This is a genomic window from Bacillus sp. 05T22, assembly GCF_056396765.1.
The window spans coordinates 43,259-57,974 of the sequence record NZ_JBFTMC010000015.1; the positions used below are offsets into that span (position 1 = coordinate 43,259).

21 protein-coding genes and 1 pseudogene are annotated in these 14,716 nt (G+C 37.1%); 4 read left to right on the forward strand and 18 right to left on the reverse strand.

Annotated elements, in window-relative coordinates; all coding sequences use genetic code 11:
- Positions 1 to 22: 22 nt before the first annotated feature.
- The 5 genes from folD to accB all read right to left on the reverse strand — a co-directional run bounded on the left by folD (position 23) and on the right by accB (position 3,918).
- A complete protein-coding gene (folD, locus tag AC1DIT_RS07770; RefSeq protein ID WP_016116259.1) occupies positions 23 to 883 on the reverse strand; it encodes a bifunctional methylenetetrahydrofolate dehydrogenase/methenyltetrahydrofolate cyclohydrolase FolD in 861 nt (286 codons plus the stop codon).
- A 22-nt stretch (positions 884 to 905) separates the two neighbouring features.
- Entirely contained in the window at positions 906 to 1,298 is a 393-nt protein-coding gene (gene nusB, locus AC1DIT_RS07775) for a N utilization substance protein NusB (RefSeq protein ID WP_016116260.1), read from the reverse strand.
- Between the two features lie 346 nt (positions 1,299 to 1,644).
- Positions 1,645 to 2,037, reverse strand: coding sequence for an Asp23/Gls24 family envelope stress response protein (locus tag AC1DIT_RS07780; RefSeq protein ID WP_003208459.1), 393 nt, complete (start codon positions 2,035 to 2,037; stop codon positions 1,645 to 1,647).
- Between the two features lie 23 nt (positions 2,038 to 2,060).
- Positions 2,061 to 3,413, reverse strand: coding sequence for an acetyl-CoA carboxylase biotin carboxylase subunit (gene accC, locus AC1DIT_RS07785; RefSeq protein WP_016116261.1), 1,353 nt, complete (start codon positions 3,411 to 3,413; stop codon positions 2,061 to 2,063).
- 16 nt (positions 3,414 to 3,429) lie between these two features.
- Positions 3,430 to 3,918 (reverse strand): acetyl-CoA carboxylase biotin carboxyl carrier protein, encoded by a 489-nt coding sequence (gene accB / locus AC1DIT_RS07790; protein WP_016116262.1) that lies wholly within the window; start codon positions 3,916 to 3,918, stop codon positions 3,430 to 3,432.
- Between the two features lie 485 nt (positions 3,919 to 4,403).
- On the opposite strand from accB, the gene AC1DIT_RS07795 reads away from it, so the two are divergent.
- Positions 4,404 to 4,601 (forward strand): hypothetical protein, encoded by a 198-nt coding sequence (locus AC1DIT_RS07795; RefSeq protein WP_016116263.1) that lies wholly within the window; start codon positions 4,404 to 4,406, stop codon positions 4,599 to 4,601.
- 70 nt (positions 4,602 to 4,671) lie between these two features.
- Here AC1DIT_RS07795 and AC1DIT_RS07800 read toward each other — a convergent pair whose 3' ends face one another.
- From AC1DIT_RS07800 to AC1DIT_RS07840, 9 genes and pseudogenes are all read right to left on the reverse strand, one after another.
- Positions 4,672 to 5,325 carry a SpoIIIAH-like family protein gene (locus AC1DIT_RS07800; RefSeq protein ID WP_016116264.1) on the reverse strand — a complete coding sequence of 218 codons (654 nt, stop codon included), beginning with the start codon at positions 5,323 to 5,325 and terminating at the stop codon, positions 4,672 to 4,674.
- A gap of 12 nt (positions 5,326 to 5,337) precedes the next feature.
- The gene (gene spoIIIAG / locus AC1DIT_RS07805; protein ID WP_016116265.1) at positions 5,338 to 6,003 is read right to left on the reverse strand and encodes a stage III sporulation protein AG; all 666 of its coding nucleotides are present in this window, start codon (positions 6,001 to 6,003) and stop codon (positions 5,338 to 5,340) included.
- A pseudogene (spoIIIAF, locus tag AC1DIT_RS07810) lies at positions 5,993 to 6,624 on the reverse strand (stage III sporulation protein AF). The gene spoIIIAG and the pseudogene spoIIIAF overlap by 11 nt, the downstream one beginning before the upstream one ends.
- A gap of 12 nt (positions 6,625 to 6,636) precedes the next feature.
- Positions 6,637 to 7,809: a stage III sporulation protein AE gene (spoIIIAE, locus tag AC1DIT_RS07815; RefSeq protein WP_016131996.1), complete on the reverse strand. Its 1,173-nt coding sequence runs from the start codon at positions 7,807 to 7,809 to the stop codon at positions 6,637 to 6,639.
- 10 nt (positions 7,810 to 7,819) lie between these two features.
- Positions 7,820 to 8,206 (reverse strand): stage III sporulation protein AD, encoded by a 387-nt coding sequence (spoIIIAD, locus tag AC1DIT_RS07820; RefSeq protein WP_077293892.1) that lies wholly within the window; start codon positions 8,204 to 8,206, stop codon positions 7,820 to 7,822.
- A gap of 20 nt (positions 8,207 to 8,226) precedes the next feature.
- Positions 8,227 to 8,430 (reverse strand): stage III sporulation protein AC, encoded by a 204-nt coding sequence (gene spoIIIAC / locus AC1DIT_RS07825; protein ID WP_000020914.1) that lies wholly within the window; start codon positions 8,428 to 8,430, stop codon positions 8,227 to 8,229.
- A gap of 14 nt (positions 8,431 to 8,444) precedes the next feature.
- Entirely contained in the window at positions 8,445 to 8,960 is a 516-nt protein-coding gene (gene spoIIIAB / locus AC1DIT_RS07830; protein ID WP_016131997.1) for a stage III sporulation protein SpoIIIAB, read from the reverse strand.
- The gene (spoIIIAA, locus tag AC1DIT_RS07835; RefSeq protein ID WP_476998126.1) at positions 8,954 to 9,880 is read right to left on the reverse strand and encodes a stage III sporulation protein AA; all 927 of its coding nucleotides are present in this window, start codon (positions 9,878 to 9,880) and stop codon (positions 8,954 to 8,956) included. Before spoIIIAA ends, spoIIIAB begins: the two co-directional genes overlap by 7 nt.
- Before the next feature lie 27 nt (positions 9,881 to 9,907).
- The gene (locus AC1DIT_RS07840) at positions 9,908 to 10,189 is read right to left on the reverse strand and encodes a YqhV family protein (RefSeq protein WP_003200251.1); all 282 of its coding nucleotides are present in this window, start codon (positions 10,187 to 10,189) and stop codon (positions 9,908 to 9,910) included.
- Between the two features lie 196 nt (positions 10,190 to 10,385).
- Between AC1DIT_RS07840 and AC1DIT_RS07845 the strand changes: the two genes are divergently transcribed.
- The gene (locus tag AC1DIT_RS07845; RefSeq protein WP_016116271.1) at positions 10,386 to 10,964 is read left to right on the forward strand and encodes a GNAT family N-acetyltransferase; all 579 of its coding nucleotides are present in this window, start codon (positions 10,386 to 10,388) and stop codon (positions 10,962 to 10,964) included.
- On the forward strand, positions 10,945 to 11,265 hold the full coding sequence (locus AC1DIT_RS07850; RefSeq protein WP_016116272.1) for a hypothetical protein: 321 nt from the start codon (positions 10,945 to 10,947) through the stop codon (positions 11,263 to 11,265). Before AC1DIT_RS07845 ends, AC1DIT_RS07850 begins: the two co-directional genes overlap by 20 nt.
- A gap of 33 nt (positions 11,266 to 11,298) precedes the next feature.
- Here the strand turns inward: AC1DIT_RS07850 and efp are convergent, their stop codons facing one another.
- The 4 genes from efp to AC1DIT_RS07870 all read right to left on the reverse strand — a co-directional run bounded on the left by efp (position 11,299) and on the right by AC1DIT_RS07870 (position 13,924).
- The gene (efp, locus tag AC1DIT_RS07855; protein WP_016116273.1) at positions 11,299 to 11,856 is read right to left on the reverse strand and encodes an elongation factor P; all 558 of its coding nucleotides are present in this window, start codon (positions 11,854 to 11,856) and stop codon (positions 11,299 to 11,301) included.
- Between the two features lie 21 nt (positions 11,857 to 11,877).
- Positions 11,878 to 12,939: a Xaa-Pro dipeptidase gene (gene pepQ, locus AC1DIT_RS07860; protein WP_476998127.1), complete on the reverse strand. Its 1,062-nt coding sequence runs from the start codon at positions 12,937 to 12,939 to the stop codon at positions 11,878 to 11,880.
- Between the two features lie 4 nt (positions 12,940 to 12,943).
- Positions 12,944 to 13,384: a type II 3-dehydroquinate dehydratase gene (gene aroQ, locus AC1DIT_RS07865; protein WP_016116275.1), complete on the reverse strand. Its 441-nt coding sequence runs from the start codon at positions 13,382 to 13,384 to the stop codon at positions 12,944 to 12,946.
- A 75-nt stretch (positions 13,385 to 13,459) separates the two neighbouring features.
- Positions 13,460 to 13,924, reverse strand: a complete 465-nt coding sequence (locus AC1DIT_RS07870; RefSeq protein ID WP_016116276.1) for a YqhR family membrane protein — start codon at positions 13,922 to 13,924, stop codon at positions 13,460 to 13,462.
- 243 nt (positions 13,925 to 14,167) lie between these two features.
- On the opposite strand from AC1DIT_RS07870, the gene AC1DIT_RS07875 reads away from it, so the two are divergent.
- Positions 14,168 to 14,716: DUF1385 domain-containing protein (locus AC1DIT_RS07875; RefSeq protein WP_476998128.1), on the forward strand; the 549-nt coding region annotated here is incomplete at its 3' end.

Here is a 14,716-nt window from a genome sequence, read left to right on the forward strand (position 1 = left end):
CTCTCCTCATAGCCGATTCAAATTATTTACAAACAACTCCTGCGCGTTTTGCAGATTCTACTGTATTATGAAGGAGCATTGTAATTGTCATTGGACCGACTCCTTTTGGTACCGGTGTAATATAGCCAGCAATATCTAATACATTCTCAAAATCAACATCACCGCATAATTTCCCTGTCTCTAGACGATTGACACCAACATCAATTACAACTGCGCCTTCTTTTATATAGTCAGCTGTTACCATCTTCGCTCTTCCAACAGCGACAATTAGAATATCAGCTAGCTTTGATAATTCTTTTATATTTTTCGTTTTGGAGTGACAGTATGTTACAGTCGCATTTTCATTTAAAAATAACTGTCCTACTGGTTTTCCAACAATGTTACTTCTTCCAATTACAACAACGTGTTTTCCTGAAATATCAAGATTTGTTTCTTTTACTAACTCCACAATGCCATGTGGTGTACATGGAAGAAATGTATCTTGCCCCGTCATCATACGGCCAACGCTGATTGGATGGAATCCATCTACATCCTTTTTAGGTGAAATTCTTTCAATGATAGCTTTCTCTTCAATATGTTTCGGTAAAGGTAATTGTACTAATATTCCATCAATACGGTCATCCTCATTTAAGCGATCGATTTCAGCTAACAAACGCTCTTCTGTAATTGTATCTGGAAACTCAATTAACTCTGAATAGATCCCAACTTGTTCACAGCCTTTTTCTTTTCCTTTTACATAAGAACGAGATGCTGGATCTTCTCCAACTAAAATAACCGCTAATCCTGGTACAATCCCTTGCTCTTTCAACTTCACAACTTCTTCTTTTAATTGTGCTCGTTTTTTCTCCGCAACTTCATTTCCTTTGATGATTACTGCTACCATTTAAGATTCCCCCTTAAAGAAATTACAGTGTATCTTTTATATTAGATAAAACGCCGTTGATAAAACGACGAGATTCCTCATCCCCAAATGTTTTGGCAATTTCAATTGCCTCGTTAATTGTTACGTTATGTGGAACTTCTTCCATGTACTTCATTTCATACACAGCTAAACGTAAAATACTACGATCCACAATACTAATACGTTCTAATTTCCACTTTTTTAAATTTTGACGAATTGCTTCATCAATTGCTTCTTTATGTTCTACAAAACCAACAACAAGTGATTCTAAAAACTCATTTGTTTCTTCGCCTTCTTCTAGCGTATTTTCCACCGCTACTTTCGGCTCTAATTCTCCAGTAATATCCATTTGATATAATGCTTGCATGGCTCTTTCTCTAGCCGTCCTACGTTTCATTGTAACTCTCCTTTATACTTCAAGTCTTTCCTTATGTTTTGTTATATTGTTATAATTTATAAGCCGTCAATTTACTTACTCTTACAGTTTTCATTGATTTTTCAACCTTATAATACAATGATAATAACACAATTTATCATTTCATACACGAGTTACAAGGCTGAAAAATAATAAAAAGATTAACTTCAAGTTCCATATCCTATCACAATGTACGTTTTTTGAAAAAACGCATCATTCCCTTTTTATATTTCTCATTTTTTAAAATAGTATAATAATTCGAAGGTTTTGTGTAAGAAGAGATAAAACGAGAAAAAAGGTGCCCATTTGACAAGGCACCTTCTCATTCTTATACTGGCTCGATTTCTGTTTTTTGCGTTTCGAATGTTACGCCAACGATGTGAATATTTACTTCTTTCGGCTCAAGACCCGTCATTGTAAAGAGTGCTTGGCGAATATTATCTTGAATTTTTTGTGCAACAACTGGTATTGCTACACCAAAATACATGACAACATAAACGTCAACGATAATATCGTCGTTTACTAATTCAACCTTCACGCCTTTACCGTGATTTTTCTTTCCTAACTTCTCAACAACATCTGTAGCAAAGTTGCCGCGCATTGCCGCTACGCCATCTACTTCAGCAGTTGCGATACCTGCAATTACCTCAATTACTTCTGGTGCAATTTCTACTTTTCCAAGGGTTGTATCTTGACCCATATCTAACATATGTTCAGCCATGAAAAAAACCTCCTTTAAATGTATCACTGCGTCACAAGTTCATGCTCTTCCAAAAATTTAGTATTAAATTCCCCTTTTATAAAATCAGGATGATCTAGCAATTGTAAATGGAACGGGATTGTCGTATGTACGCCTTCAATGACAAATTCACTAAGTGCTCGCTTCATTTTTGCAATTGCTTCTTCACGTGTTTTTCCGTGAACAATTAATTTCGCAATCATCGAATCATAAAAAGGTGGAATTGAATAACCAGGATAAACAGCTGAATCGACGCGAATACCAAATCCTCCTGGTGGTAAGTACATTTCCACTTTCCCTGGAGATGGCATAAAGTTTTTGGCAGGGTTTTCCGCATTAATTCGACATTCGATTGCCCAACCTTTAAATTGTACTTCTTCTTGCTGTAGCGATAACTTTTCTCCTGAAGCAACACGAATTTGCTCTTTAATTAAGTCCATCCCTGTTACCATCTCTGTAACTGGATGTTCTACTTGAATTCGCGTGTTCATTTCCATAAAGTAAAAGCTTTTCGTTTTATATTCATAAATAAACTCAACCGTGCCAGCACCTGTATAATCAACCGCTACCGCTGCTTTTACTGCCGCTTCACCCATTTTCTCACGAATATTTGCATCAAGAACAGGAGAAGGACTTTCTTCTAATAGTTTTTGCAAACGGCGCTGAATTGTACAATCACGCTCTCCTAAATGAATCGCATTGCCATGTGCATCTGCCATTATCTGAATCTCAACATGGCGGAAATCTTCAACGTACTTTTCTAAGTATACACCAGGGTTTCCAAAAGCGGTACTAGCTTCTTGCTGTGTAATTTGAATTCCCTTTATAAGCTCCTCTTCATGACGTGCAACACGAATACCTTTTCCGCCGCCGCCTGCAGTTGCTTTAATAATAACGGGATATCCAATTTGATTTGCAAGTTCCATCGCTTCTTCTGTGTTTTTTATAATCCCTTGTGAACCTGGTACAATTGGAACCCCTGCTTCTTTCATTGTATCACGCGCAACGTCTTTTGTACCCATTTTTGAAATTGCTTCTGGGCTAGGTCCGATAAAAATCAAGTTACATTCACGACATAGTTCTGCAAAATCAGCATTTTCGGCTAAAAATCCATAACCAGGGTGAATTGCATCACAACCCGTTAATTTTGCAACGCTTATAATATTCGTCAAATTTAAATAGCTTTCTTTCGACATTGTTGGCCCAACGCAATACGCTTCATCTGCGATTTTCACATGAAGTGATTCTTTATCCGCTTCTGAATAAATAGCTACTGTTTCAATATTCATCTCTTTGCAAGCACGAATAATTCGCACAGCAATTTCCCCACGATTGGCTATCAATACTTTTTTTATCATCACAAAGACTCCCTTATTACGCTTTTACAAGAAATAGCGGTTGTCCATACTCAACAAGTTGTCCGTTGTTCACAAGAATTTCAACAATTTCTCCATTTACTTCTGCTTCAATTTCATTAAAAAGCTTCATCGCTTCAACGATGCAAACGACTGTACCTTCTGAAACGCGATCCCCAACACTTACATATGCAGGCGTATCTGGTGAAGAAGAGGCATAGAATGTTCCAACCATCGGTGATGTGATTGTATGTAAATTCTCATCTTGAACAGCTTTCTTCTCTTCCTGCTTCGGTGCTTCTACCTGCGCCGCTGCTACGGCTGTTTCCATTTCTACCGCTTGCGTTTGTAATGCTTGTTTCACTACTGGTGTTGTCTGTACAGACACAACTTCATTCCCACGCTTTTTCATTTTAATTGTCGTACCATCTTTTTTGTATTCAAATTCATCAATGTTAGAGCTATCAATTAACTTAATTAATTCACGAACTTCTTGAATTTTAAACATATAAAATCCACTCCCATACACTTGTTTGTCCCGTTCTTACAGATACTGAACATATAAAAGCAAACTATGTTGTCTGTAAAGATACGATTCATTCTACTAGAGAAATCATTCCTATAACATTTACTAATAGAAACTTTTGCTACTCTCATCTTACGATAAATATTTTCAACATTCCAATTTATATTTCTTTACGATAAATCGAAACTCCTGTAAAAAATATTATTCCACTAAATAATTTATTACCTAGTAATAATACCAAGTTTCACTCAAAATTGGCAAGACCACTTCATAAAAAACATGTTTTTTCTCTTTTTCCATTTAAAATATAGAGCTCCTGACTTATTATTCTCATCTCATTTTAACTATGTACAACAACATATTTTACAAAATATTATTTTTTTATTTACAAGCCGTTCATCCTTCCTTCACATACGAATAGTATGTTCAAAGTAAAGTAAAATATCTTAATAGTGAGGTGCAGAAACATGATATGGCTCATCTTGTTCTTACCAGCTGTATTAATCTGGCTCATCGTTGTCTTCACTCATATAAAATACGGAAAAAGCAACCACCATTACCACGAACCTTTAATTTTTTACTCTCAGCGCATTTCTCCTTTCCGAGGAGAAAACATTGAAATAGCACAAAAAGATGAAATAGAAAAAAGCTATCGAAAACGATAGCTTTTTCTATCCGGCTGTTCGCGAGTAGTAATCCTCCAGCTTATCATAGCTCGTAATACATATTTAAATTTTATTTTACTGGATCAAACTTGACGCCTACATCCTTGGATCCTGCCTCAGCACGAACAAGTTGGATAATTTTATTTGCTTCTTTTTGAGAATGCTTCGTAGCTTTTACTGTTACTTTAATATCAGTTCCATCAGCCCTTACAAGCGCATCTTTATAGCCACCTTGTGATTTAATAACTGTTTCAAGCAACCCTTCCTTTGTTTCCATCTGATCGATTGCGTTTAATTCATCTTTCGCTTTACTTATTTCTTCAGCGGAAGATTTCGTTGATTTCATAACATCTTGTAATTTTTCTTTCTCTGCACTGCGTTGATCTTCCATTTTCAAACGAAGTGCTGTAAAGTTTTCATCACTTGATTGAACTGTTACATTGCCTTCTTTTTTGCTTGTCTCTTTTTTACTATCATCTTTTTTCTCTGTTTCTTTGCCCGATGTTTCTTTCGTTGTTTCTTTTGGAGTAGCTTCTTTATTAGATGTTTCTTTTGTCGTTTCTTTTGTCACTTCTTTTTCAACACCTTGCTTTTCTTGTCCAACCTTTTCACCCGCTGTTGGTGTTGCAGTATTCATTTTGTCAGGCGTTGTTACATAATAAACAGATAACACAACAACTAAACTTAGCATTGTTAGTAACCAAACTGTTTGTTTTTTCAACACTTCATTTCCTCCCTAACCCTTTTTTGGTAGTACTGCTACGCGGTGTGATGGTACATCAAGCATACGTGTCACCGCTTCCTTTACCATTGCTTTTACTTGTATATTATCCACCCCTTTTGCTACGACAAGGACACCTCTCACTTTTGGTTTCTCTGTTCGCAATACAATCGGGGTTTCTTTATCACCTTCGCGTATAATCACCGTTTTTTCATCAGTTGATTCATCTTCAACTTGTCTTTTCCCTCCAGTTTTATCTGTTTCACCTGTTGTTTGCGATCGTTTCACAATATTTTTTTCAAGTATTTTTTCTTCTGATGAGTCCAAATTCACTTCAATAGACACATCTTTAACCCCTGTTATATCTTCTAATGCCGCTTTCAATTCTTGTTCATATGCTTTTTCGTATTTTTCTACAGCTGACATGTTCTCGCTCTTTTTTTGTCCAAAAGTCGGCACTTCTTTTTCTGAATCTTGACTTGTCTTTTCTTTAAACACAGGCACTTCTTCTTTTTTCGGTTGAAAGAAATTACTAAAAAACATAAGCAACATTCCAAGTATGAGTAGGACAAGCAAAAACTTAGGTGTTACTTTTTTCCCTTTCTCCTTATCATCTTTTTCGTCCCCTTTCAATAAGTTGCGAAAAAATGAGAATTTCGAGTTTTTATCTTTATTGTCCATTTACTCTACCTGTCCCCCCTCCATTTGAACTTGGATTTGTTTATCCTCTAGCTGCCACCTGCTTGAAAAGAACTGTTTCATTTCCACATTTGTTTCTTTCGAAGTTTTCCGAGGCGCTCTCGTATTAATTTCAACTGGCTTTACTGTTTCAATTGCATCGTTTTTCTTCACTTCAGCTTCTTTTAGCGTCACAATAACAGATTGAATATCTTTTGCCGCTTTTACTTCTCCCTTAGTTTCTGCTGCAATTATTTTTATTTCAGACACTGTCACGCCATACTTTTTCTCAAATTCTTTTCCAACTTCTTTTTTCATTTTGACAGCCATCTCTTCTAAACTATATGCACGTGTTAGGGCTTGTATTTCTTTTTTCTTTGTATCAATTGAATTTTTTATCGATCCGTCCGCTACGTATTTTTCTTGATTAAAATTCGCAATCACTTCATTTACATCCGTTTGTAATAACTTAAATAGCGGTGTCAAGATTAAAACGACTAACAATAAGCTCACAACAAATTTGACATACTTTTGTAAATTTGAATTAGGAAGGATAAGATGCAGCATCGTCGCTAAGAGCAAAAAGACGATAATATTTCTAATCCACTCTGTAACAAATTGCATACTCGTCACCTCCTATCGCATCATGAGGGTAATGTTCCCCGCGGCAATAATAATAGTAATGCTTAAAAAGAACATAAAGGATACGATAGCTAAGCAGGCAAATACATAAATGATACTTCTTCCTATAATATCTAAACATTTAATAATAGCTCCTCCGCCAACTGGCTGTAGTACTGCCGCTGCGAATTTATAAATAAACGCGATACAAAAGATTTGAATCGCTGGAAAAGCAACGATTAAACATAAGATAACAAGCCCGATAATTCCGACCGTATTCTTTAATAACCCAGAGGCGCTAATAACAGTATCCGCCGCTTCTGTAAACATCCGCCCTACCACAGGAATAAAATTCCCCGTTACAAACTTCGCTGTTTTAACAGCTATACCATCAGCAACTGCTGTCGCTGTCCCTTGCACAGATAATACGCCTAGAAATACTGTTAGAAAGATACCAATAATCCCAACACTTACATTTTGCAGGAGCTTGGACAATTTCGTAACTTTATATTGATCACTCATTGTACTTACAATGCTTAAGATGGTCGCAAGTAATAAGAGCGGAAGAACAATATAGTTCATAAGCAGCCCACTTGTATTCATTAAAAAAATGATAATCGGATGGAAGAAGGATACTGATACAACCCCGCCTCCGGTCGCTATGAGTGCTAGGAGAATAGGAAGTAAAGCTAATATGAAATCTACCATCGTTTGAATCGTTTCTCTTGCATACGTCATTACTACATAAAAACTATTTAAAGCAAAAATAATTAGCACCATGTATACAACGGCATCTGCAATTTTACTTATGCTACTCTTCGAAAAGGCAGATTGTAATGATTGTAATAATGCACTGAAAATTGTGAGCATAATGAGCGTTCCAAGTAGCTTTCCATTTGCAACAAGCTCATGAAATAAATATTTTAATAGCCCTATCATCCATTCTTTTATAGAAAATTCCTTTTCGCCCTTTACAAATTCCATAAAACTTCCCTTTTGACTCTCTGGTAAATAACCTCCATATTTTGTGACAAGCCCGTCCCAAAACTGCTTCACATCTTCGATTCCGAGTTTATCCAATTGTTGATCTACGACGGTTTTTTCTACAGGAGAAGCTTGTACGACAATTGGTAAAGAAAAGAAAAGGAAGCAAGCAAACAGCAGCTTAGCTCCAAACCTTTGCAACATTCACTCCCCCTTATCCCGTAGGTAAAAAACCAAGAATTGTTTCAATTACAACCGTTAAAATAGGAATAGCCATAACAAGAATTAAAATTTTCCCTGCTAATTCAATTTTTGAAGCAATTGCACCTTGACCAGCATCTTTTGTAATTTGTGCCCCAAACTCAGCAATGTAAGCAATTCCAATAATTTTCAGCAGTGTCTCTACATAGACATTGCTTACTTTCGCCTCACTTGCAACTCGCTCAATCATTCTTAAAATAGAATGAATTTGATCGATTAGCAGCAGAAACATGACACTCGCGATGAACACAATAAACAAAGAAGTGATACTAGATTTATGTTGATTTAGCACAGCTGCTAAAAATGTCGCGACGAGGCCCAATCCGACAATTTGTAAAATCTCGATTCGAACCGCCTCCTTTACTGGAAGAGAAAGACACTTTTAATCTTGTCAAACAAAGTATTAATCAAAAATGCAACATGAAATAAAATAACGACAAAACCGACAAGRATMACCCAATTTGCAATATCCTCCCGCTTTAACTCTTTTAGTACTGTATGAATGAAAGCTAAAACAATGCCGATTCCGGCGATTTGAAATATTAATCCAACATCGATGGACATCGTCTTTCTCCCCCCTATAGCAGTAAAATTACGATAAGTAGTCCTGCTAGTACACCCAAACTCTTTATCATCTTTTCATATTGAAGTTGAAGTGCTTTCGCTTCACCCTCTTCTCTTTCTAGGTGCGTAATACATAAGCGAATATGCTTTTGCTGCGATTCACGGTCATGCTGCCCTAACGTTTCACCAAATTGCTGCAAAATCTCATATTCAGTTTGTTTAAATGCAGTGAGTTTCCAATTTTCTTGTAAACTTTCAAGCCAAGCCTCTCTAACTGTTTGTTCGCCGCTTTCTAGTCGCTTTGAAAAACTTTGAAATATCCAGTTTAAAGGCTTTGGCATTTGTTTTACTAAGCGCTCTGCTGCTTCTGATAAGGGCGTATGCCCATACATGATTTCAGCTTCTAACGATTGCAGCGCTGCTTTTAAAAGCCTAAGTTGACGCGGGCGTTCACTATATCTTTTGGCATACGAAAAACCAAAGAAAGTGCTCACCGCTACAATTAACACCGCACCAAATATTTTCACCATACGCTTTGAACCTTTCCTCGCCTTTGAACAGGCTTTCCATCTCCATCCTTGACTTGAACAATAGTTCCAGGTCCCTTCGCTTTTGATAGTTCAATAAAGYGATCAAACACGCCAAGCTCCATCACAGCCTTTAAAGATGGTCGTTTCATTACATCATCAAAAGAAAATCCGTGAGCGCTTATAAAAAGCTGAACACCTGCATGGACTGCCTCCATAATTGCTTCGCTATCTTCCATACGCCCAATTTCATCCACTATTAATATATCCGGACTCATAGAACGAATCATCATCATCATTCCTTCTGCTTTTGGACACGCATCCAGCACATCAACACGTGGACCAAACTCATATTGCGGAATCCCTTTTACACACCCGGCAATTTCTGAGCGCTCATCAACAATCCCCACTTTGCAAGAAGGAATTTTATAAGAACGAACTCCTTGACTCATACAACGTGCCACATCCCTGAGAAGTGTTGTTTTTCCTGTTTGCGGCGGACCAATTACCATTGTGTTTAACCAACGTGWGTCGTACAAATAAGATAAGAGTGGCTCAGCTATCCCAATTTTTTGACGGGCAACTCGAATATTAAATGATGACACATCTCGAATCATCTTCACTGCACTTTTCTCTGTAATTACTTTTCCAGCTAAGCCAATCCTGTGACCACCGCGCAAAGTAACATACCCACGCTTTAACTCTTCTTCCATCGTATAAATAGAATATTGACTAAGCTTATTTAATAAGTAGATTGCATCCTCTGCTGTAACGACATAGTCATAAAAGAACACTTCTCCACGAGCAATACATTCAAGTGGCCTTCCTATCCGAACCCTAATTTCTTCTAACGCGCTATATTGTTCACAGCCTTCAATAAACTGTTTCATCGCTTTTGGTAAAACCTCTAATACTTCTTTCATCTGCTTCTCCCCACCATACTTGACTTACTATTTCAACACTGCAATAAAAATACAGCCAATTCCGAGAGTTAGAAAAAAGAGCTTCAAAAAAGAAATTTCATTTGCAACGCTCGCAATGCCAATCGACATCGTTAAAATTAATACAGTCGGTCCAACAAATGCCAACATACCATTTATGAACAATGCTTTTTTCGCATCATTCACATAGAGCATAAGCAAAGCGGCGAATATCTCCGCACTACCTGAAAACAACCGAAGCAATCCCATGACAAGCACGGATGTTTCCATTGCCGCCAGCCATTGTTTCATTCTCCCACCTTCTCTCCTACCAATTACTTTTCAGTTCACTAACAAAACCCTTATTCCAAAAAGAATATATTTGTACAACCATATGCAGAGGTTGTCTATTTCAGAAGTAAAAACATAATTTTTCTCTATCGATTTTATTTAAATCTGAATATTCGTATTATTTTATGGTATATTTAATAGAAAAGGAGCATAGACGATGAAGCAAGTTACTTTATTACCACTCGATTTACGATATGCAAATGTGATTTTTGAACTATCAAGCAATCCACATGTAAAAAATGCATTAGGGCTAAAAGTAGAATCAGTGGAAGATACAAAAACATTCATTCTTTTTGCAATTGGAGAGGAACGAAAAAAACACTCCGTATCAAGAGTGGTTGTAAATGAAGAAAATGAAATAATTGGCCTCACTACACTTAAACACATTAATTACGAACAAAAGTACTCACATATTGGAAGTTGGCTCGGCTATCAATATTGGGGAAGAGGATATAACGAAGCTGCTAAAAAAGAGATCTTTAAAATCGCTTTTTTAGACTTGCAACTTACATACGTATTTGCCGGTGCTAAAACGACTAACATTCGTTCGTTAAAAGCACAAGAAAAACTACCTTACATTTCATTACATGTGGAAAAACAATTTCCAGACGAACATGCTGCATTGGAGAAAGAAGTAAAGTCACCTTGCGTACTGCATGTTGTATCACGTGAGAAATTTTCAAATTGGTTGGAAGCACAAAATGAGGGGGGAAAATATGAAGGTATTGAAAATTAGTTTAACAATTGTAGTAGAATTAGCTATTATTTATCTTTTTTCAAAAATGGTCGGTTGGTCATTTATGGAGAGCTTTTTCCTTGGCAGTTTAGCTATATTTGCAATTACATGGTTAATTATTATGAGTAACTTTAGAAATAACAATATGGATCATGCAACGAATAAAACTTTTACCGGTGTTGAAACTGGTGAAATACGCCCGTTTCAAATCGTGTTCACTCCATATATTGCAGGTACCCTTTCACTCGTCACAGTTAGTTTTGTTATAACCGCAATTTACTATCTTCCCTACTTCCTATAAAAAAGCACTCGTGTAATCACGAGTGCTTTTCTACTATGCACGAGAAACGTATTTACCTTCACCAGTGTTGATGATAAGCATTTCGCCTTCGTTAATGAAGATCGGTACTTGTACAACAAGACCAGTTTCTAATGTAGCTGGTTTTGTTACGTTAGAAGCTGTGTCACCTTTAATACCAGGCTCTGTTTCTACAACTTTTAACTCAACTGTGTTTGGAAGTTCAACACCAAGTACTTCGCCTTGGTATGTCATAATTGCTACTTCCATGTTTTCTTTTAGGAATTTAAGTTCGCGCTCGATTTGGTTTTCGCCAAGTTCGATTTGCTCATAAGTTCCGTTATCCATAAATACGTGAGACTCACCGCTCGCGTATAAGTATTGCATACGACGGTTTTCGATATGTGCTTTTTCTACTTTTTCACCTGCACGGAATGTTTTCTCTTGAACAGATCCTGTGCGAAGGTTACGTAGTTTAGAGCGAACGAACGCAGCACCTTTACCTGGCTTTACGTGTTGGAAATCAAGTACTTGCCAAAGGGCATTGTCCACTGAAATTGTTAAACCTGTACGAAAATCGTTTACTGAAATCATGTAAAAAAATCCTCCTGTGTATTACAAAATAATAAGTTCTTTTGGTGATTTCGTAATTACTTCATTACCTTCACTCGTTACAATGATATCATCTTCAATACGTACCCCGCCAACACCTGGAATATAARTACCTGGTTCTACTGTTACAGCCATACCTGGTTCAAGTACTGTATCAGAACGGAACGCTAAACCTGGTGCTTCATGGATTTCAAGACCGATTCCATGACCAGTAGAGTGTCCGAAGTATTCACCATATCCTTTTTCCGTTATGTAATCACGCGTTAATGCATCAGCCTCGCGACCTGTTAAACCAGCTTTAATACCGTTCACACCACGTAGTTGTGCTTCTAAAACGATAGTATAAATTTCTTTTAATTTATCAGATGGTTCACCGACTGCAATCGTACGAGTAATATCAGAGCAATATCCTTTGTAATAAGCGCCGAAGTCTAATGTAACGAAATCTCCTTTTTCTATCACTTTTTCAGATGCCACGCCGTGTGGTAATGCCGAACGAAGACCTGAAGCAACGATAATATCAAACGAAGAAGATGTTGCTCCTTGTTTTCTCATGAAAAATTCAAGTTCATTTGACACTTCAATTTCAGATACGCCTGGGCGAATGAATGATAGAATATGCTCAAAGGCAGCATCTGCAATCTGTGCAGCTTCCTTTAATATCTTAATCTCTGAATCAGTCTTTATCAAGCGTAACTTTTCTACAAGCCCAGAAGTTGGGATGAATTCAGCTTCGATCGCTTCATTATGCGTTACGTAAGAGCTATATGTAAGAGTATCTTGCTCAAAGCCTAGCTTTTGAATTCCAAGTTCTTTAACTTGTTTCGCAACCTCATCAAGAATTAATCCTGAATGCTGTACTATTTCATATCCAACCGCTTGCTTACTAGCTTGCTCTACATAACGGAAATCTGTAATAAATAGAGCACGCTCTTTTGAAATTAATACAACACCAGCTGTTCCTGTGAAATTCGCCATATATCTACGGCTATGTTCATTCGTTAATACGATACCGTCAATACCAGCCTCATCAAACGCACTTCTTAATCTCTCGATCTTTTCCATTACTTTATACCTCCCTCAATTTCTCCATTAATGCAAATAGCGCTAGCTTATAGCCATAAAAACCAAATCCAACAATTTGTCCCGCACAAACAGCCGCTGTCACAGATTCATGACGAAACGACTCACGTTGATGGATGTTAGAAATATGTACTTCAATAACTGGAATCGAAACACTTGCGATAGCATCTCGAATCGCGTAGCTATAATGCGTAAATGCACCCGGATTTAGAATGATTCCTTCATATATGTCATCCGCCTCATGAATAATATCAATAATTGCTCCTTCATGATTCGATTGAAAACATTCTAACTCCACTCCCATTTTCTCTGCTTCTTGTTTCATATCTGTTTCAAGCGTCGCTAACGTTCCTTTTCCGTATACATTTACCTCTCGAACACCGAGACGATTTAAGTTAGGACCGTTAACGAGGAGTACTTTTTTCATATACTTTAAACTCCTTAATATAAAAAATGTCTATACAACATTCTAACACAGGAGTCACTTATTTGAATAGTTTGTCTACTCCAGCCCTTCCCCTTGATTCGCATTGTTCGCTTCAAATGAAACAGAATATGTGATAAACACACCGTATAAAATAAAAATACATATTGTTGTGACAATTGTTTCTTTCGGTAAATGAAGTGCATTTTTGATAACAGGTGCAATAGAACCCAGTCCGAAAAATAAAATGCCCCACCAAAACAGTCCATAGAGTATTCCCGGTAGTACCCCTTCAAATCTTTTGAAAAGAGCCCTATAGAGAAATGCCACTAAAATAGAAAGAAGCCCTATACAAACAATACCCAATACATTTCCCCAAACTCCTTCTTTCCACGATCCAAACGCAAATGGTAAAAGCAAATAGTTTGGTCCGGCTTCTGTAAATGAAAAAATATGAAGAAAATACCATATGCATCCCCAAAAAACACCACCAAATAAACCAATCTGTACAATGTTTTTTGTTATTGATTGTTCTTGCTTCACATCGACACCTCCGCTTACTAGTATGTCCGAAACTATTTTGAAGCATGTTTAAATCATGCGAAATTTGTCTATAAAAAGAATAAGAAATGTCTGGCTTCCGTAACATTTTTCCTTGTCAGCAGCTTGTGTTTGTCGATAAAATAAAGGAAACTCGGTGATTGTCAAATCTCACAATGACAGAACCAAGTGTGACAATTGCCTCTTTTCTACATAAGAGAGAAACAAATACAGGTTGGTGTTAACATGGCAGAGGAGACAAAACAAATATACGGTGGGCAAGCGGTCATAGAAGGAGTTATGTTTGGTGGTAGAGAATATACTGTTACAGCGGTTCGTCGTAAAGATAAATCAATCGAATTTTATCGATTACCACGCGTGCGGAATAAAGTATTATCTATGCTAAAGAAAGTTCCATTTCTACGTGGTATCGCCGCTATCGTTGACGCAAGTGCCAATGGAGCAAAACATTTAAACTTTGCTTCGGAACGATTTGACGTTCATCCTGCAGACGATGAACAACTCGCACACAAGAAAGAAGAGCAATCAAAATTAACGATGATATTAGGAGTAGCCGCCGTCGGAGTCTTATCGTTCATATTCGGCAAAGTCATTTTCACAGCAGTTCCCGCACTTTTAGCGGAATTGACACGACCGATTTTCCCATCTCACACTGGGCAAATTATTGTCGAAAGCATCATTAAGCTCATCCTTTTACTGAGCTATATATATATTGTGTCACTAACTCCGCTCATTAAGCGTGTGTTTCAATATCACGGTGCGGAACATAAGGTC